13 protein-coding genes are annotated in these 17,402 nt (G+C 69.6%); 8 read left to right on the top strand and 5 right to left on the bottom strand.

The genetic code is table 11. The annotated features are described in order from the left end of the window. Positions 1–13 precede the first annotated feature (13 nt). Together OD750_RS26720 and OD750_RS26715 are read right to left on the bottom strand one after the other, a co-directional pair. Positions 14–562 (bottom strand): YaeQ family protein, encoded by a 549-nt coding sequence (locus OD750_RS26720; RefSeq protein WP_263542577.1) that lies wholly within the window; start codon positions 560–562, stop codon positions 14–16. 73 nt (positions 563–635) lie between these two features. Further along, complete coding sequence (locus tag OD750_RS26715; RefSeq protein ID WP_263542578.1) at positions 636–2,462, bottom strand: tetratricopeptide repeat protein; 1,827 nt, start codon at positions 2,460–2,462, stop codon at positions 636–638. Positions 2,463–2,521: 59 nt separating this feature from the next. On the opposite strand from OD750_RS26715, the gene OD750_RS26710 reads away from it, so the two are divergent. Next, positions 2,522–2,776: a hypothetical protein gene (locus OD750_RS26710; protein ID WP_263542579.1), complete on the top strand. Its 255-nt coding sequence runs from the start codon at positions 2,522–2,524 to the stop codon at positions 2,774–2,776. A 62-nt stretch (positions 2,777–2,838) separates the two neighbouring features. Here OD750_RS26710 and OD750_RS26705 read toward each other — a convergent pair whose 3' ends face one another. The 3 genes from OD750_RS26705 to OD750_RS26695 all read right to left on the bottom strand — a co-directional run bounded on the left by OD750_RS26705 (position 2,839) and on the right by OD750_RS26695 (position 6,719). Beyond that, the gene (locus OD750_RS26705; protein ID WP_263542580.1) at positions 2,839–4,020 is read right to left on the bottom strand and encodes an esterase/lipase family protein; all 1,182 of its coding nucleotides are present in this window, start codon (positions 4,018–4,020) and stop codon (positions 2,839–2,841) included. 154 nt (positions 4,021–4,174) lie between these two features. Next, positions 4,175–5,638, bottom strand: coding sequence for an MFS transporter (locus tag OD750_RS26700; protein WP_263542581.1), 1,464 nt, complete (start codon positions 5,636–5,638; stop codon positions 4,175–4,177). A 52-nt stretch (positions 5,639–5,690) separates the two neighbouring features. Next, positions 5,691–6,719 (bottom strand): LacI family DNA-binding transcriptional regulator, encoded by a 1,029-nt coding sequence (locus OD750_RS26695; RefSeq protein ID WP_263542582.1) that lies wholly within the window; start codon positions 6,717–6,719, stop codon positions 5,691–5,693. Between the two features lie 294 nt (positions 6,720–7,013). Here OD750_RS26695 and OD750_RS26690 point away from each other — a divergent pair, with 294 nt between their 5' ends. From OD750_RS26690 to OD750_RS26660, 7 genes are all read left to right on the top strand, one after another. Then, positions 7,014–9,407 (top strand): TonB-dependent receptor, encoded by a 2,394-nt coding sequence (locus OD750_RS26690; protein ID WP_263542583.1) that lies wholly within the window; start codon positions 7,014–7,016, stop codon positions 9,405–9,407. A gap of 27 nt (positions 9,408–9,434) precedes the next feature. Next, positions 9,435–10,907 carry a GH1 family beta-glucosidase gene (locus OD750_RS26685; protein WP_263542584.1) on the top strand — a complete coding sequence of 491 codons (1,473 nt, stop codon included), beginning with the start codon at positions 9,435–9,437 and terminating at the stop codon, positions 10,905–10,907. Positions 10,908–10,930: 23 nt separating this feature from the next. Continuing rightward, positions 10,931–12,319, top strand: coding sequence for a sugar porter family MFS transporter (locus OD750_RS26680; protein WP_263542585.1), 1,389 nt, complete (start codon positions 10,931–10,933; stop codon positions 12,317–12,319). A 245-nt stretch (positions 12,320–12,564) separates the two neighbouring features. Beyond that, a complete protein-coding gene (locus OD750_RS26675) occupies positions 12,565–12,756 on the top strand; it encodes a DUF6229 family protein (RefSeq protein ID WP_263542586.1) in 192 nt (63 codons plus the stop codon). Positions 12,757–12,827: 71 nt separating this feature from the next. After that, positions 12,828–15,659 carry a type 2 lanthipeptide synthetase LanM family protein gene (locus tag OD750_RS26670; RefSeq protein WP_263542587.1) on the top strand — a complete coding sequence of 944 codons (2,832 nt, stop codon included), beginning with the start codon at positions 12,828–12,830 and terminating at the stop codon, positions 15,657–15,659. 258 nt (positions 15,660–15,917) lie between these two features. After that, entirely contained in the window at positions 15,918–16,154 is a 237-nt protein-coding gene (locus OD750_RS26665) for a hypothetical protein (RefSeq protein WP_263542588.1), read from the top strand. A 181-nt stretch (positions 16,155–16,335) separates the two neighbouring features. Next, entirely contained in the window at positions 16,336–17,397 is a 1,062-nt protein-coding gene (locus OD750_RS26660) for a radical SAM protein (RefSeq protein ID WP_263542589.1), read from the top strand. Positions 17,398–17,402 lie beyond the last annotated feature (5 nt).

The following is a 17,402-nucleotide window of genomic DNA, read 5'->3' as shown; positions in this document are numbered from 1 at the left end:
ACCGGCAGCCGCATCAACCGGCCGCTGTCCCCCGCCGCCGCGGATGCACCGTCGCCGTCGCGGTCTCGCCGAGCAGCTGCATCTCGCCGTCCTGGATCAGGCATTGCAGACGCATGGTGCGCGACAGGAGGCCGGCGAGCGCGGCGGTCTCGTCGGCGCCGATGTGCAGCACCGACAGGTTCGCCAGGCGTGCCAGCCCCGCGGCGTTCTTCTCCCACCACAGGTCGGACGCGCGGCCGCCGTAGTTGAACACGACGACCTCGCCGGCACGGCCGCTCGCGCGGCGCAGGCGCGATTCGTCGGGCTGTCCGAGTTCGATCCACTGCGCGATCGTGCCGTCGCGCTCGCGCCGCCACAGGTCGGGTTCGTCGTCGCTCGACAGGCCGCGGCCGAATTCCAGGCGTTCGTCCGCATGCACGGCGAACGCGACGAGGCGCGCCATCAGACGCTCGTCGGTTTCCGACGGATGCTGCGCGAGCGTCAGGTCGTGCGTCGCGTAGTAGTGCCGATCCATGTCGCTGATCTGCAACTGCGCCTTGTAGATCGTTGCCTTGAGAGCCATGCCGGCGTCCGCGGTCGAGGGGGCGCCATTGTATGGGGCGGGCTCGTACGGCGCGCGCGGTCGTCTTCTCGAATCACGCGTCGTCGAGCGCTCTCTCTTCGCGATCGGCCGCCAGTTCCAGCAGCTTGCCCCGCACCTTGTCGGCGAAACGATCGTAGTGCGCGCCGAGCAGGGTGCGCAGTTCGGCGTCCGACACGTAGCCGATCGAACGCCGGTACGCGCGCTTGATCGCCTGGCCGCGGCGCCAGTTCGCCTCGGCGGCGGCGAGATCGGTCGTCGGCACCGGGCGCGCGCGCGGATGCGCCCGGGCGTACGCGTCGACGCGCTGCGCATGACGCGCGACGAGCGCGGCGACGCTCGTGCCGCGCGGCAGCCGTTCGATGTCGATCGCGTCGCCGTAGGTGAACGGCGAGATGTTCTCGTACTGCGTGATCAGGTATCCGCCGTCGTCGAAGTACGTGATGCATTCGGTCATGCGCTGCGTCTTCCACTTGCCGGTGACGAAGAGCCGCAGAAAACCGATCAGACCGGGCCACTTCGGCGCCAGCGCGTAGACGCCGACGCCGGTGCCGCCGCTTGCGTCGGCATGAAGACCGAGCAGCACGCGCTGCCCGAGCGTGCGCGTCATGCCGGCGGCTTCGGCGTCGGCGGCATGGCGCATGCCGGCCGCCTCAAGTGCCTTGCGCTGCCGCGCGACGTACTTGCGCTGGTACGCGGGGTACTCGGCGCTGTCGACGGCGACGAGCTCCGGCGGATTCTCGTACGCGACATTGAGTAGCTGTTCGGCGATGTTCGCGGCCACGAAGTCGTCCGGCGATTCGGGCATTCGCGCCGCGACGGCGGTCTGGAGATTTTTCCCCTGGCGCACGGCGCGCGCGGCGCCCAGCAGCGCCGTGGCCATATTGTCGTCGGCGAGGTTGCGGTCGCCCTGTGCGATCAGGCTTTCGAGCAGGTTCGCCATGTCGTCGCGTTCGCCGGCGCCGTCGTTTTCCGACCGCGCGCGCATCTGCAGCACGTGCTCGCGCTGCGGCGCGTCGGCCGGCATCAGCTGCAGCGCGCGATCGTAGCTCGCGAGCGCTTCGTCGAAGCGGTGCAGATCGTGCAGGATCGATCCCATGCGCAGGAAGTGGCGCGGGTCGGGATCGAGCCGCGCGCAGATCTCGTATTCGCGTAGCGCGGCCTCGAGTTCGGCGAGCAGGTATTTCATGCCGTTGAACGCGACCACGCAGGCGTCGTCGGGCGTGCCGTCGGGCACCTGCAAGGCGCGCAGGCGGTACAGCTCGGCGGCGGCGCGACGAAACTCGGCACGCTCGGGCGCGAGCGCAATGGCGCGTTCGAACAACGTGCGCGCCTCGTCGTGCCGGAACGCGGTTTCGTCGATGGCGCGCCCTCCCGACAGCAGATCGACCGAATCGTCGTACTGCAGTGCCTGCGCCAGCACGAAACAGGCGTCGGCGAGCGTCGGGTCGATCGCCATCGCGCGCCGCAGCTGCGCGATATGGCGCTGCCGCCGTTCGGCGGCGCCGCGCATCAGCGCATCGAACTGCGCCGGCGTCGGCTGACGGTCTTCGTCGTATTCGCCGGCTGACGCATCGTCCGCGCCGTCGAGCTGCACCTGCAGGACCAGCGCCGGCGCGTGATCGGGCTCGAGCGCCAGCACGCGGTTCACGGCGTCCAGCGCTTCGGGATGGCGCTCGAGTTTTCGCAGGCAGTTCGCGCGATACCAGTGCAGCGACGCGACTTGCGGATGTTCGGCGAGGACGGCGTCGATGTGTGCGAGCGCCAGCGCATAGTCGGCCGCCTGCCAGGCCGATTTGAACGATTCGAAACGGGGGGCTGCGCCATGTCTCCTGTTTCCTTGGCTGCGCGCGCGGCGTCGCTCGGGTGCTGCCCCCGTCATCATCGATACGAAGCGGAAAATGCGCAAGCGAGGCGAAGCGCCGTCGGCGTGCCGCACGGATGCACCGCGTCGACGTCGCCGACGCGCGCGATGTCGAATCGATCGCGATCGACCGGCCGGGGGCGCAGTTCGGCTATACGAAGACAAGGTTCAAGGGATGGGCGAAGAACATCGGCCGGCTGCGGGTGGCGCAGCCGCTGCCAGTCGCAGGCGCTTTGCGTCGAAGCCGTCAGCCGCTCTCCGACTCTGCAACGAACCTCCGTCAGTGTTTCTCCGTTCGCGAGCTTGGCGGCTCGCGCGCGGAATCTGGCTGACAGACTTGTGGATTCGTCAACTTCTGCCGCCTGCGGCAGAGCCGGGAGACTCCCGACTTTGCCTAGCCCAGGATCGCCGCAAGCCGCGCGTAGACGCCGGCGTCACCGAGCAGATCGATGTGGCCGACGCCGCGCACGAGGTGCCGACGTTCCTCCGGAATGCGCAGGTCGCGCGACGGATCGCCGTGAACGCCCAACGCGCTGTCGACCGGCACGAGGCCGTCGCCGACCACCGCGTCGACGAGCGTGCCGTCCGCGCCGCCGATGCTCGCGGCGATCGCGTGGAACGCGACGTCCGGCGGCAGCGGCACGTGTGCCGCGGCGTCCGCGTCGTCCTCGAGCACGCGGCCGTGGCGCAGGTCGGCGATGCCGCGGCTGCGCAGCCGGCCGATGCGCGCGAACGGCGCGACGAGCGGGTGCGCCTCGAGCAGCCGGTCGATCGCGTGGCCGCCGCGTTCGAGCGGCGCGCCGTGATGCGGCGTGCCGAGAGACACGACGTCGCGTATCAGCGCCGGCCAGCGCAGCCCGCGCGCCAGCGCGTGGTGCAGCGCGCTGCGCACGACGAGGCCGCCCATGCTGTGCGCGACGATGCAGACGTCGTCGAGCGCGACCGGCCAGGCGTCGACCAGCGCTTCGAGCGATGCCGCAAGCTCGGCGCCGTTGCGCCCGATCGCGCGGCCGGTGTTGTAGCGCAGATGGACGGCCGAACCGTCGAGATCGCGGGCGAGCGCCTGGCCGCGATCGTGCCCGCCGCGCAGCCACGAGCGATCGTCCAGGCACAGGCCGTGCACGAACACGAACAGCCGCCGTCTCGGGGTGCCGAATGCCGTCGCGATTGCCGTCGCGTCAGGCGCCAGCGCGCGGCCGTCGACGCGCCATTGCATCGGCAGCGCGAGCGGATTGCCGGTCGCGTCGAGGTGATCGCCGATCACGCCGTTGAGCGCGGCGAGCACCGCGTCGCGCGCGGGCGAAGATTCCGGACTGCTGCCGAGCATCGATTCCAGTGCGGCCCCCGCGAGCCCGAGGCCGCCGCCGACGAGCCGCGTGACGCCGCGCACGCCGCGATACACGAAGCCGGCGACGCCGCCGGCGCGCCGCGTCTCGGTCGGCGTCGAACCGAGCGTCGTGCGCGCGATGCCGTGATGCACGGCCTCGACGAGGTCGGTCACGCCGAGCGTCGCGTCGACGGCAAGACGCGCCGCGCCGCGCACATCGGCGACCTTGATCCACGGTGAGCCCGCCATGTCGTTCTCCGCTGCGTTTGCCGAGTATGGCGCCGCATCCGGCGAGCAAAGGCTCTACCCCGCCGTTGAGAAACGGGCTCCTGCCCGTTTCTCAATCGAGCGGCGCAAGCGGAGCTTGCGCACCCTCTCCGACAGGCTGTTTCTCGACAACCTGCTATCGGTCCGATCTCAGGCGCAGCGTGAACAGCGCGGCGATCGCGAGGCTGACGCCGCCGATCGCCAGCGCGTCGATCGGCGCGTTGCCGAAGAACGTCTTGAGCAGGAAGCCCAGCACGCTCGCGGCGACGAGCTGCGGAATGACGACGAACAGATTGAACACGCCCATGTAGACGCCCATCTTGCGCGCCGGCACGCTGTCGGACAGCAGCGCGTAAGGCAGCGACAGAATCGACGCCCACGCGAACCCGACACCGACCATCGACAGCAGCAGCCAGTGCGGGTCGCGCACGACGAGGAACGACAAGAGGCCCGCGCCGCCCAGCGCGAGATTGATGGCATGCGCGCTGCGCAGGCCGATCCGGCGCGTCATCCACGGAAAGCCGATCGCCGCGAGCGCCGCGAATCCGTTGTACGCGGCGAACAGCACGCCGACCCAGTTCGCGCCTTCGTTGTAGATCGTCGAATGCGTGTCGGTCGCGCCGAAGTGCGTCTGCGTGACCGCCGCGGTCGTGTAGATCCACATTGCGAACAGCGCGAACCACGAAAACAGCTGCACGGTCGCGAGGCGGCGCATGACCGGCGGCATCCCCTGCGCGTCCGCGACGATCTGCGCGAGCACGCCGTCGCGCCGCCCGTGCGCGGCGGCGAGCAGCGTGGCGCCGTACAGCAGCAGGCCGCACGCGAGCACGTACAGCTGCCGGTCGACGCCGGTCGCGTACACGAGAAGCAGTCCCGCAATACCCGCGACGAGCCATGCCGAACCGGCCCGACGCGCGCGCGACGGTTCGAGCGGCGCATGCGCCTGCGGGATCGCGTCGTCGAACGCGGCGAGCGCGTCCGGCGGGTATTCGCGCGACGCGTACACCGTCCAGCCAATCGCGCCGAACAGCACGACCGCGCCGATGCCGAACGCGAACTTCACCGTGTCGGGCAGCCGTCCCTCCGACGCGACGTTGTCGACGCCGCATTGCGCGAGCGCCCACGGCAGCGCGCTCGCGATCACCGCGCCGGCGCCGATGAAGAACGTCTGCATGGCGTAGCCGCTCGCGCGCTGCGACGACGGCAGGAGGTCGCCGGCGAGCGCGCGCAGCGGGCCGAGCGAGACGTTGATCGACGCATCGAGCAGCCACAGGAGGCACGCGGCGATCCACAGCATCGGCGCGTACGGCATGGCGACGAGCGCGAGCGCCGCGAAGATCGCGCCGGCGAGAAAGAACGGCCGGCGCCGGCCGAGCGCGCCCCACGTGCGGTCGGAATAGTGGCCGACGATCGGTTGCACGAGCAGCCCGGTCAGCGGCGCGGCGATCCACAGCATCGGGATGTCGTCGATGCCGGCACCGAGCGTCTGGAAGATCCGGCTCGCGTTCGAGTTCTGCAGCGCGAAACCGAACTGGATGCCGATGAAGCCGAAACACATATTCCAGATCTGGACAAAGCTCAAACGCGGTCTGGTCGTCATCGAAGCGCTCGCCGCGGGATCAGTGACGCGCCGGCACGACGCCGGCGCGCGTTCAGCGCCGTTTCGTCCGCGCCGGCGCGGGTCCGGTCGACTGCCGCACCATCAGTTCGTACGGCACGCGCACGAGACTGCCGGCGCCGGCGTCGCGGATCGACGCCAGCAGCTGTTCGGCCGCGATCCGCCCCATCTCGCGGCACGGCTGGCGCACCGTGGTGAGGCTCGGCCAGACCTGCCGCGACGTCGGCGTGTCGTCGAAGCCGACGACCGAGAGATCCTGCGGAATGCGCAGGCCGCGTTCGAACGCTTCGTGCATGACGCCGCAGGCGCTGTCGTCGTTTGCCGCGAAGATCGCCGTCGGCGGATCGTCGAGGTCGAGCAATTGCTTGGCGCCCGCGATGCCCGCTTCGAACGAGAAGCCGCCGTCGACGACGAGGCTATCGTCGTACGCGATGCCGGCGCGCCGCAGGCCGTCGCGATAGCCCGAAAGGCGCCACACGCGTCCGCCGTGCGGCGCGGGGCCGGCGACGTGCGCGATGCGGCGATGGCCGAGCGCGGCCAGGTGATCGACGACCTCGCCCGCCGCCTTGCGCTCGTCCAGGCTCGTGCCGACACGCGCATCCTTCGACTTGGCCGAGATCGTCGCGTAGCGCGCGCCGAGTTCGTCGAGGCGATGCAGCAGCTTCGCATCGTCGGCGAACGGCGGCACGAGGATCAGGCCGTCCGGCCGGTACTGCGCGATGGAGTTCTCCACCGACGCGACGTGGTCGGCGCTCGAGAATTCGAGCGGCCGCAGCATCGCGCTGTAGCGCATGCTCTCGCACGCCTGCAGCATGCCGACGATGATCTCCATGATGTACGCCGACCCCGCGAACGGATCGTCGTACACGAGCGAGACGAGGTACGAGCGGTTGCCGGCGAGACTGCGCGCCGACGGGTTCGGCCGGTAGTTGAGCGCCTGCGCCGCCCTCTCGACGCGCAGGCGCGTCTTTTCGCGCACGTTCGGTTCGTGGTTGAACACGCGCGACACGGTTTTCATGGAGACGCCCGCTTTCTCGGCGACGTCCTCGATTCTGGCTCGCATCTTTCCTCGCTTTCTTCGCGTTTTCCACATCGCTCGCGCGCCGGCCTTTCGGGCGGCACGCTCCCGATCCGTTAGACGCTCCGTTCGTCGGCGCGCCGTTCCGGTTTCGGCCGCGCACGATGCTACACGAACGTTCGCCGCCCGGGTTCGCGACCGCCGGAAGCGACAAAATGACAGCGCTGCCATTTCGCAATTGACAGCGCTGCCAATTCGCAGTATTTGTTGCCTCCACCACGCGCACGACGGCTCGCGAAGAAGCCGCGGCGCGACCACACCGATCCTGGGAGGGGTCTCATGAAGTACAGTCATTCCGCGCTCTACTGCGCGATCGTCGCCGTGCTCGTCTCGGGCCCGGCGTCGGCCGCGGACGCCGATGCAGAACCGTCGCAGGCGCTCGACACGATCAACGTCACCGCCACGAAGCGCGAAACGCCGCTGCAGAAGACGCCGGTCGCGATCAGCGCGATCAGCGCCGATACGCTCGACAAGCAGCGCGTCATGACCGTCGCCGACATCACGACGCTGGTGCCGGGCTTCTCGGCGACGACGCAGGGCGACCACGGCGTCATCACGCTGTCGATGCGCGGCATCGGCAACGACAGCGCGAAGACCGAATACGCCGACCCCGAAGTCGCGCTGTTCGTCGACGGCGTCTATACGCCGCGCGCCGAGGCCGCCGCGGGCCTCCTGCTCGACCTCGAGTCGGCCGAAGTGCTGCGCGGCCCGCAGGGCACGCTGTGGGGCCGCAATTCGACGGTCGGCGCGGTCAATTTCCAGACCGCGAAACCGGAACTCGGCAACTTGTACGGTTATGCCAAGCTGGAATTCGGCAACTACGCGCACATCGGCGCGCGCGCCGCGATCAACGTGCCGGTCAGCGAGACGTTCGCGTTCCGCGTGGCGCTGGCGCAGGAACAGCACGACGGCTACGTCGACTTCCAGTCGCCCGACGGCCAGCTGCCGTCGCTCGAGGCGCAGCAGGCGGCCTATCTCGCCTCCGGCGGCACGCTTGCGACGTTCAAGCCGATCGACGTGGGCCTGTTCGTCACGCGCGGCGAAAAATATAACGCGCAGGACCAGTCGGCCGCGCGCATCAGCTCGCTGTGGACGCCGAACGAGAACTTCACCTGGAACCTCTCGTTCGAATACTTCCGCGACCGCGGCACGCCGAACGCGAACCTGATGCAGCAGCCGCGCGCCGGCCAGGAATTCTGGTCGTCGCTGGTCGACACCGCGCCGTACCTCGACCGCAACGCGTACGCATTGCGCAGCCGCATGGACTACGTCGTCAACGACGGCGTCATGCTCAGCTACATCGCCGGCGCGAGCAAATTCGACGGCAGGTCGGACTACGACCAGGACAGCGGCGTGCTCGTGCCGACGAGCTTTGCGACCGGCGCGACCTACCAGAACGACCGCACGAACTATTCGAACTACGAAAGCCAGAGCCACGAACTGAACCTGCGCTCGACCGGCGAGAACGCCGTCGACTGGATCGTGGGCCTGTACTACGCCGGCGAAGACAACAAGATCCGCTTCGACATCCCGCTGTTCAACGGCACGTCGCAAGGCACCGTCGCGTGGCAGGGCTCGTTCATCCAGCCCAAGCAGACCGTCGACTCGTACGCCGGCTTCGGCCAGGCGACGTGGCATCTTTCCGACGCGTGGCGACTGACGGCCGGCGCGCGCTACACGCGCGACAGGAAGGAAAACATCGGCGGCCGCGGCTGGGGCTGGGCGTACAACCCGGACGTGCCGCAGATACCGATCACGCCGGGCGTGCAGCCCGGACCGGAGAACGGCTTCGGCCTCGGCGCCGCGGGCATCAACGACGGCCGCTACAGCGCGAACAAGCCGACGTGGCTGCTGCGCTTCGACGGCGACCTGAGCGAGAAGGCGTTCGTCTACGCGAGCGTGTCGACCGGCTATAAATCCGGCGGCCTGCAGGACGGCGGCGTGCCGTACAAGGGCGAGACGCTGACGAACTACGAAGTCGGCGCAAAGTTCACTTTTCTCGACCGCCGCCTGACCTGGAACAACGCGCTGTACTACGAGGACTTCAAGAACTTCCAGCTCGCGGCGCCGATCACGTTCGTCGACGGCAGCCGCGGCCTCGGCTTCTCGAACGTGCAGGGCAGCACGAAGGTCAGCGGCTTCGAATCGGAGCTGACCGCGAACCTCGGCGATGCCGACCGCGTGTCGCTCGTGTTTTCGACGCTGTTCCAGAAAAAGCTCGGCACGCTGCGCTACGCCGGCAGCAACGACTACGGCGGCCTGCCGCCCTGCCCGCCCGAGTCGGGCATCGGCAACTGCCTCGACGTCTCCGGCAACGATCTGGCGCACGCGCCGGACGTGTCGCTCACGCTCGTCTACGAACACCTGTTCCGCCTGTCGGGCGGCGGCACGTTGACGCCGCGCATCAGCGCGCACTACGAATCGGAAAGCTGGCTGTCGCCCTTCAACCTCGGCGACGGCGACAAGCAGGACGCGTACGCCCGCGGCGATTTCTCGCTGCGCTACTCGCCCGCCGAAGCGCGCTGGTGGTGCGGCCTGTACGTCAACAACGTCAGCGACGAGAAGGTGCGCACGAACGCCGGCCGTACGGCGATCGGCAACGGCGCGTTCCTCTACGTCTCGCAATACCAGGCGCCGCGCACGTTCGGTGTGAACTTCGGCGTCGATTTCTAAGCGTCGGCACTACTGGAGAAAGAAACCATGGAGCGTCGCGACTTCTTGCGCGCAAGTCTCATGCTGGCCGGCGGCTCGATGCTGGTACGCCACGCGGACGGCCTCGCCGACGCGCTCGCCGCGAAGGCGCCGGACGCGCCCCTCGCCGAGGGCGCGTTCCCGGCCGGATTCCTCTGGGGCGCGGCGACGGCCGCGTACCAGGTCGAAGGCGCATGGAACATCGACGGCCGCGGCGAATCGATCTGGGACCGCTTCGCGCACACGCCGGGCAAGATCAAGCGCGACGCGAACGGCGACGTCGCGTGCGACAGCTACCATCGCTATCGCGAAGACATTGCGCTCCTCAAGCGCCTCGGCGTGAAGTCGTACCGCTACTCGATCGCCTGGCCGCGCGTGCAGCCGGGCGGCAAGGGCGCGGCGAACGCGAAGGGCCTCGACTACTACAAGCGCCTGACCGACGCCACGCTCGAAGCGGGCATCCGTCCGTTTCCGACGCTGTACCACTGGGACCTGCCGCAACCGCTCGAAGACGCCGGCGGCTGGCCGAACCGCGACACCGCACAGCGGTTCGCCGACTACGTCCGGCTCGTCGCCGACGCGCTCGGCGACCGCATCGGGCAATGCGCGATCTTCAACGAGCCCAAGACGTTCACGCACGTGGGCTACTGGCAGGGCACGCACGCGCCGGGCCGCAAGGACCCGCTCGCGATGCTGCGCGCGACGCATACGGTCAATCTCGCGCAGGGTCTCGCATACCGCGCGCTGAAGGCGTCCAAGGCGTCGCTCAAGGTCGGCGGCGTGATCGACGTCGCGCCGATGAATCCGGCGACCGATTCGGCCGCCGACCGCGCCGCGGCCGAGCGCTGGTATCGTTTTCTCAATCTGTGGTTTCTATACCCCGCGCTCCGGGGCGCGTATCCCGACGGCGTGCTGCCGTCCGCGCAGCAGGCGTCGCTGCTCGGCTGGCGCGACGGCGACGCCGACATCGTGCGCGCTGATCTCGATTTCGTCGGCCTCAACTACTACTCGCCGTGGATCGTGCGCCACGCGCCCGAAGGCAACGGCGTACCGGGCCTCGACACGCAGGCCGACTGGGCCGCGGGCGGCGGCGCGAAGGCCGACAACGGCTGGGCGATCGACGCGCAAGGCTTCTACGCGATCCTGAAGGACATGGCCGCGCACACCGGCGGCCGGCCGCTCGAGATCGCCGAGAACGGCGCGGCGTACAACGAAGGCCCCGACGCGCAGGGACGCGTGCGCGACGCCCGGCGCATCGACTGGCTGCGGCAGCATCTCAACGCGCTGTCGCGCGCGATCCGCGACGGCGTGCCGGTACGCGCGTATCACTGCTGGAGCCTGCTCGACAACTTCGAGTGGGCCGAAGGCTATACGCAGCGCTTCGGCCTCGTGTACGTCGACTTCGACCGCGGCGACAAGCGCATCGTGAAGGACTCCGGCGAGTGGTACGCGAAGGTCGTCGCGGCCAATCGCGTCGTATGAACAACGAGATCGAGGAGAAACCCATGAACGCCGTCGCCGCCGACCTGTCCGCCGCGCCCCGCGCGTCCGCGTTTTTCGTCTGCGTGCTCGCCGCGCTCGCCGGCCTGATGTTCGGCCTCGACATCGGCGTGATTTCGGGTGCGACGACGTTCATCCAGGCCGAGTTCGGCGTGCCGGACCGCACGATCGAATGGATCGTCAGCGCGATGATGTTCGGCGCGGCGGTCGGCGCCGCCGGCGCGGGCTGGATGTCGGCCGCGCTCGGCCGCAAGCGCACGCTGCTGCTCGGCGCCGTGCTGTTCGTCGCGGGCTCGCTGCTGTGCGGCGCGGCGTGGTCGCCGGAAAGCCTGATCGGCGCGCGCTTCGCGCTGGGTCTCGCGATCGGCCTGTCGGCGTTCACGGCGCCGCTGTACCTCGCCGAGGTGGCGTCGGAAGGCAGCCGCGGCGCGATGATCTCGCTGTATCAGCTGATGATCACGATCGGCATCTTCGTCGCGTTCCTGTCCGACACGGCGTTCAGCTATTCCGGCAGCTGGCGCTGGATGCTCGGCGTCATCGCGATTCCCGGCGTGCTGTTCCTGTTCGGCCTGTTCGTGCTGCCGGACAGCCCGCGCTGGCTGCTGATGCGCGGACGCAGGAACGAGGCCCTCGCCGTGCTGCGACAGTTGCGCGGCGACGAGGCCGTCGTCGCGCGCGAAGCGGCCGACATCGAGGAGCAGCTGCGCACGCCGCAGCACGGCTGGAGTCTCTTTCTGGAAAATGCGGATTTTCGCCGGTCCGTGGCGCTCGGCGTGATGCTGCAGCTGGTGCAGCAGTTCACCGGCATGAACGTCGTGATGTACTACGCGCCGCGCATCTTCCAGGGCATGGGCTACGACACGGCGTCGCAGATGTGGTTCACGGCCGCCGTCGGGCTGACCAACGTGCTGGCGACGTTCATCGCGATCGGCCTGGTCGACCGCTGGGGCCGCAAGCCGATCCTGTACACGGGTTTCGCCGTGATGGCGGTCGGCCTCGGCGTCGTCGGCACGATGATGTACTTCGGCACGACGACGCGCGGCGAGCAGGCGGTCGCGGTATCGATGCTGCTCGTCTTCATCGTCGGCTTCGCGATGTCCGCCGGCCCGCTGATCTGGACGCTGTGCTCCGAGGTGCAGCCGCTCAAGGGCCGGGATTTCGGCGTCGGCTGTTCGACGTTCACGAACTGGATCGCGAACATGGTGGTCGGCGCGACGTTCCTGACGCTGCTCAACAGCATCGGCGCCGCCGCGACGTTCTGGCTGTACGCGGCGCTCAATGCGCTGTTCATCGCGTTCACCTGGGCGTTCGTGCCGGAAACCCGGGGCGTCACGCTCGAACAGATCGAACGCAAACTGATGCAGGGCGTGCGGTTGCGCGACATCGGCCGCTGATCTTCATGGATTGTTGCAAAACGCCAAAACACGAACACATTGTAAATGTTCAGTTTATTTGTTTGGCGCGAAGTTACAGTTGACAGTTATTACCTTATGAGCACAACGTATCGCCGCGACGTTTCCGCACGAGCGGACGATGCGCTCGCGGTCGGTCGCGGGGCGGAGCGGCGCATACGTCGTACGCGTATTCGGCGACGGCGCAAGCCGTCGACATCCCATACGAAGCTCAGGAGAGTAAGCCCATGCAACACACCGACGAAGTCGTATCCGGCTGGCTCAGCGGTTCGGAAGACAGCCCGGCGGGCCCGCTGTTCATCGAGGGCGCCGTGGCCACCGAAGAAGCCCTGACCCGCGCCAGCGCCGCCGCCAACATGGTGACGACGCTCGGCCAGACGACCGGCTCGTGCCGCCCGAGCAGCTGCGCCTGCTGCTGAGCGATACCGCAGCGCGCAACGAACCCTGTGTTGCGCGCTGTTGAATCCCTTCGCCGGAATCCAGAGCGCCGATGACCGAACCGACGCACGACGCTTTCGCGCCCATCGTCGAAGGTTTCACCCTGCAGGCGCGCGCCGCGTTCGCCGCCCGCCTCGGCGCCTGCGCGCTCGACGCCGCCGAAGCGCAGATCGTCCGCGCCGCCGGCGACGAGGCGCTGAACGCCAACGCGCGGCTCAAGATCAGCCGCTTGCTGCTGCTCGAACTGCATGCCGCCAAACGTGCCGGCGAGCTGACGGACGGAGACGACGCGGCGCAGTTCGCACAGTTCGTCGCACGCGCCGCGGCCCCGGAATTCGCCGCGCACCTGGACCGCCGCTATCCGCCGCTGCGCGAACGCCTGCACTGCGCGCTCGACCGGCAACGCGCATCGCTCGACGCATTGCTCGATCGCCTCGTCGCCGATCGCGATGCGCTGTCGGCGCTGCTGCACCGCCCCGCCGGCCGTCTGACGGCGCTCGGTCTCGGCCAGGGCGACCTGCACGACGGCGGCCAGACCGTCGCGCGCGTGACGTTCGAAGGCGGCGACGTGATGTACAAGCCGCGTTCGCTGCGCATCGACGCGGCGCTCGACGCGTTTCTCGCGCACGTGTTCGCCGGCGACGCCGAACGCATTCGCGCGCCGGCCGTGATCGACCGCGGCGCCTACGGCTGGGCCGCGTTCGTCGCGCACCGCTACTGCGACGGCGAGGCCGAATTCGACCGGTTCTATCGCGGCCTCGGCCACTGGCTCGCCGTGCTGCGCCTGCTCGGCGGCACCGACATCCATCACGAAAACCTGATCGCGGCCGGTCCGGTGCCGGTCGTGATCGACGTCGAAAGCCTGTTCTCGGTGATCCCGCCGAGCCCGGTTTCGACCTACGGCGACGCGTACGACGCCGCGCAGGCGCTGATCAGAAGCTCGGTGCTGCGTACCGGCATCGTGCCGTATCGCGCGCCGGCGCTCGGTTTCCACGGCGTCGACGTATCCGCGGCCGGCGCGCTGCCGGGCCAGCAGCCGCAGGTGCACATGCCGGTGATCGCCGATCCCGGCACGACGCGGGCGCGCGTGGCGATCATCGACGTCGACCGCAACGCGGCGCAGAACCATCCGAGCGCGCAACCGAACGTCGCGGCGCACTGGGATCGCATCAGCGACGGCTTCATCGACGCGTCGCGGCGCCTGAAGGACCTCGACGCGAACGGCGAACTCGAACAGCGGCTCGCCGCGTTCGCGGGCTGCCGCATCCGCGATATCCGCCGGCCGACGCAGGCCTACGCCGAAATCGGCCGCATGCTGTGGCACCCGGCGTCGCTGCACGACGAGGCCGCGGCCATCGAACGCGCGCGCGACCTGTTCGTGCGCAACGCCGCGGTCGTGCCGGTGGCGCCGTCGTCGGCGAGCGAGATCGCGGCGGAGATCGACGATCTGCGCCACGGCGACATTCCGATCTTCGTCGCGCCGCTGACGCAGGGGCGCATCGCCGCGACGTTCGCCGACTGGCGCGCGATGCGCATCGACCTCGAAGAACTCACGATCCGCAGCGCGCTCGTCGCGACCGAACTCAATCGCAACCTCGACGTGCCCGACGAGCGCAACCGCCTGCGGCTGTACTACGCGCGCCACCCGCATGCCGAGCGCCTCGAGGCGCGCCGCCGCAAGCTCGCGGCCGACGCCGTCGCGCAGCTGCTGCGCCTCGCCGTGCGCGGCGGCGACGGTTCGGTCACGTGGATCACGCCGGAAACGACGCACGCCGGCTGGCTCGTGCAGCCGGTGCAGCACGACATCTATTTCGGCCTCGGCGGCGTCGTCGTCGCGCTGGCCGGCTATCGCGCCGAAGCCGCACGCGGCCGCGCCGACGCCGTCGCCGGACTCGACGCGGCGATCGACGGCGCGCTCCGGATTCTCAAGGCGCTCGACGCGGGCGAACCGCCGCGCGTGATCGGCGGCTTCAACGGCCACGGCGGACAGATCTGGACGTGGCTCGCGCTGCACGACCTGCTCGACCGGCCCGGACTCGTCGCGCAGGCCGCCGCACGCGCCGAGGCGCTCGAACGCACGGGCTTCGACGACGACCGGCGCTACGACATCCTCGACGGTTCCGCCGGCGTGATCGTGCCGCTCGTCGAACTCGCCGGCGCGACCGGCGACGCGCGCTGGCTCGCGCTCGCGGCGCGCGCCGGGCGCTATCTCGAAGCCACCGCGATCGTCGACGCGCAGGGCGCGCGCTGGCCGTCGACGGTCAGCGACGAACCGGTCGGCGGATTCGCGCACGGCGCCGCCGGCACCGCCTGGGCGCTCGCGCGGCTGGCGCTGTCCGATGCCGGCGACGCCGCCGATCGCGCGCGCTGGCGCGCGCTGTCGGATGCCGCGTTCGCGTTCCAGGATTCGCTCTACGACGCCGCGCTCGGCAACTGGCTCGACCGGCGCCAGTGGACGCGCGACGAAACGTTCCACACCTGGTGCAACGGCAGCGTCGGCATCGGCCTCGCGGCCGGCGACCTGTACGCGCGAACGCGCGATCCGGGCCATCTGCGGATGCTGCGCCGCGCGGCGGCGGCGTCGCGCGACACCTGGGGCGCGAGCCACACGCTGTGCCACGGCGATTTCTCGCTGTGGGAATTCCTCGTGCGCGCCGCCGCGCTCGACCCCGAAGGGTGCGCCGTCGATCGCGACGCGTCGACCGCGCGCGTGATCTCGGCGGTCGAGGAACATCGCGGCGTGATCGTCTCGACGACGCATGCGGCGTTCACGCCGGGCCTCATGACCGGCCTCGCCGGCGCCGTGCACGGCTTCAACCGCATGCATCCGGACTGCCGGCTGCCCTCGCCGCTGCTCCAGGAGCGCCGCGCGCAGGCGGCTTGACGCCGTCGCGCCGACCGAACCAGCCCTCGCTTTCCGGCCCGCCGGCCAGCTGTCGTCCGGGACAACCGACGGCAAACCGCGCAAGCGGCAATGCCGGCTTCGGCCGATTCCAGAATCCTTCAATATCTTATTGATATTAATCAATTTTATATTTTAAATATTGAAAAGCATATTTTTGTTTACTTTTAAGTATACGTGTGCAGTAATTGCAACGAGGCGCCCGAGCCTCGTCCCGCAAACCTACCTGGGAGTCACGTCATGGGTATCGCAACTGTCACGAACGTCGCGCTCGACAGCAGCAAGCTGCACGCCGCCGCCGTCGCGCTGAAGAGCGAAAAAGACATCCTCGGCTCGCTCGAGGCCGACGCCAAGACCTTCCTCGCGCGCTTCGGCGTCAGCGTCGACGACGCCACGGCCAAGGCCATCCAGCAACGCGTGTCGACGCGCGGCGATGCCGCGCCGGCACCGGCCTCGGTCGTGCACATCGACGTCTGAGCCGCCCGAATCGGCGTCGCCATCCGGCGGACGCCGGCGCGATCCACGGACGGATCGCGCAGGACGGCGGCGCGCCGCCGCCCGCCCCCACCTTCCGTCTTCCCGCGAGCCGGAACATGCACAACGAGAGCCGACCCGCGAAACGCGCTCCCCGGGCAACTGCGTCGCGCCGCGCAGCCTGGTGCTGAACCTGACCCTGCAATGTCCGCTGCGCTGCGCGCACTGCTGCTATCGCTCCGACATGGGCCGGCACGGCTGCCTCGACGTCGCCGACGCCTGCCGCGCGATCGACGACGCGGCGCGCCTGGACGGCCTGAACCAGGTGCATTTCGTCGGCGGCGATCCGTTTCTCGTCCCCGACATCATGCGCAAGGCGCTGCTGCATGCCGGCGGCCACGGCATGCACGGCGCGGCGACGACGAGCGCGTTCTGGGCGCGCTCTCCGGCACGCGCGCAGGCGATCCTGAAACCGCTCGTCGAGGCCGGCCTCGCCGAGCTCGTGGTCAGCTACGACGATGCGCACGCGGCGTTCGTGCCGCTGCGCAACGTCGAGAACGCGGTGGCCGCGGCGCGCGCGTTTTCGCTGCGCCTGTACGTCGCCGTCACCGTGGACGCGCAGCCGCGCATCGACGCGGCCTATCTGCGCGAGTTGCTGCGCGTCGCGCCGGACGATCCGCGCGAGAAGGTCTACGAAGTCGTCGTCAACGGCACCGGCCGCGCGGCCGACGGCGACGATGCCGCCGCGAACGAAGCGGCGCGGCGCCGCGACGCGCGCGTCTATCGCGGCGCCTGCCACTCGGTGCTGCAGAACATCCAGGTCACGCATACCGGCAAGCTGCTGCCGTGCTGCGGCGTGCTGCCGCACAACGACGCCATGGCCATCGGCGACCTCGCGCGGGGCGACCGCGTCGATACGGCCCTCGCGGCGGCGTACGCCGATCCGCTGTGGACCTGGATCGCGCTCGAAGGTCCGGTGCAGGTGCTCGTGCAATCCACCGCCGATAGCGCGCAGCCGCTCGCGGAAGGCGATTTCGACGGAATCTGCTCGGCCTGCGAGCGGCTGTTCACGACGCCCGGTCTGCTCGATGCGGCCCGGTCGGCGGTGCAGGACAAGCGCGCCCACCTCGACGCGCATGTCGAGGTGCTGCGCGCGCTCGGCCTGTGGCGCGCGCCGGGCGACGATCCCGCGGCGGGCGCCGCGGACGCCCAAGCGCCGGCCGTATCGCCGGCCCTGGCCGGTTGAGCCTC

The sequence above is a fragment of the Tahibacter soli genome, from assembly GCF_025717065.2.
Taxonomy (GTDB): Bacteria; Pseudomonadota; Gammaproteobacteria; order Xanthomonadales; family Rhodanobacteraceae; genus Tahibacter; species Tahibacter soli.
This window is presented reverse-complemented; position numbering and strand designations above follow the sequence as displayed.

What these genes read in the sequence shown, in the direction of transcription:
- OD750_RS26720 (WP_263542577.1), bottom strand. Translation starts at nt 562, where the DNA reads ATGGCTCTCAAGGCAACGATCTACAAGGCGCAGTTGCAGATCAGCGAC.
- OD750_RS26715 (WP_263542578.1), bottom strand. Translation starts at nt 2,462, where the DNA reads ATGACGGGGGCAGCACCCGAGCGACGCCGCGCGCGCAGCCAAGGAAAC.
- OD750_RS26710 (WP_263542579.1), top strand. Translation starts at nt 2,522, where the DNA reads ATGCACCGCGTCGACGTCGCCGACGCGCGCGATGTCGAATCGATCGCG.
- OD750_RS26705 (WP_263542580.1), bottom strand. Translation starts at nt 4,020, where the DNA reads ATGGCGGGCTCACCGTGGATCAAGGTCGCCGATGTGCGCGGCGCGGCG.
- OD750_RS26700 (WP_263542581.1), bottom strand. Translation starts at nt 5,638, where the DNA reads ATGACGACCAGACCGCGTTTGAGCTTTGTCCAGATCTGGAATATGTGT.
- OD750_RS26695 (WP_263542582.1), bottom strand. Translation starts at nt 6,719, where the DNA reads ATGCGAGCCAGAATCGAGGACGTCGCCGAGAAAGCGGGCGTCTCCATG.
- OD750_RS26690 (WP_263542583.1), top strand. Translation starts at nt 7,014, where the DNA reads ATGAAGTACAGTCATTCCGCGCTCTACTGCGCGATCGTCGCCGTGCTC.
- OD750_RS26685 (WP_263542584.1), top strand. Translation starts at nt 9,435, where the DNA reads ATGGAGCGTCGCGACTTCTTGCGCGCAAGTCTCATGCTGGCCGGCGGC.
- OD750_RS26680 (WP_263542585.1), top strand. Translation starts at nt 10,931, where the DNA reads ATGAACGCCGTCGCCGCCGACCTGTCCGCCGCGCCCCGCGCGTCCGCG.
- OD750_RS26675 (WP_263542586.1), top strand. Translation starts at nt 12,565, where the DNA reads ATGCAACACACCGACGAAGTCGTATCCGGCTGGCTCAGCGGTTCGGAA.
- OD750_RS26670 (WP_263542587.1), top strand. Translation starts at nt 12,828, where the DNA reads ATGACCGAACCGACGCACGACGCTTTCGCGCCCATCGTCGAAGGTTTC.
- OD750_RS26665 (WP_263542588.1), top strand. Translation starts at nt 15,918, where the DNA reads ATGGGTATCGCAACTGTCACGAACGTCGCGCTCGACAGCAGCAAGCTG.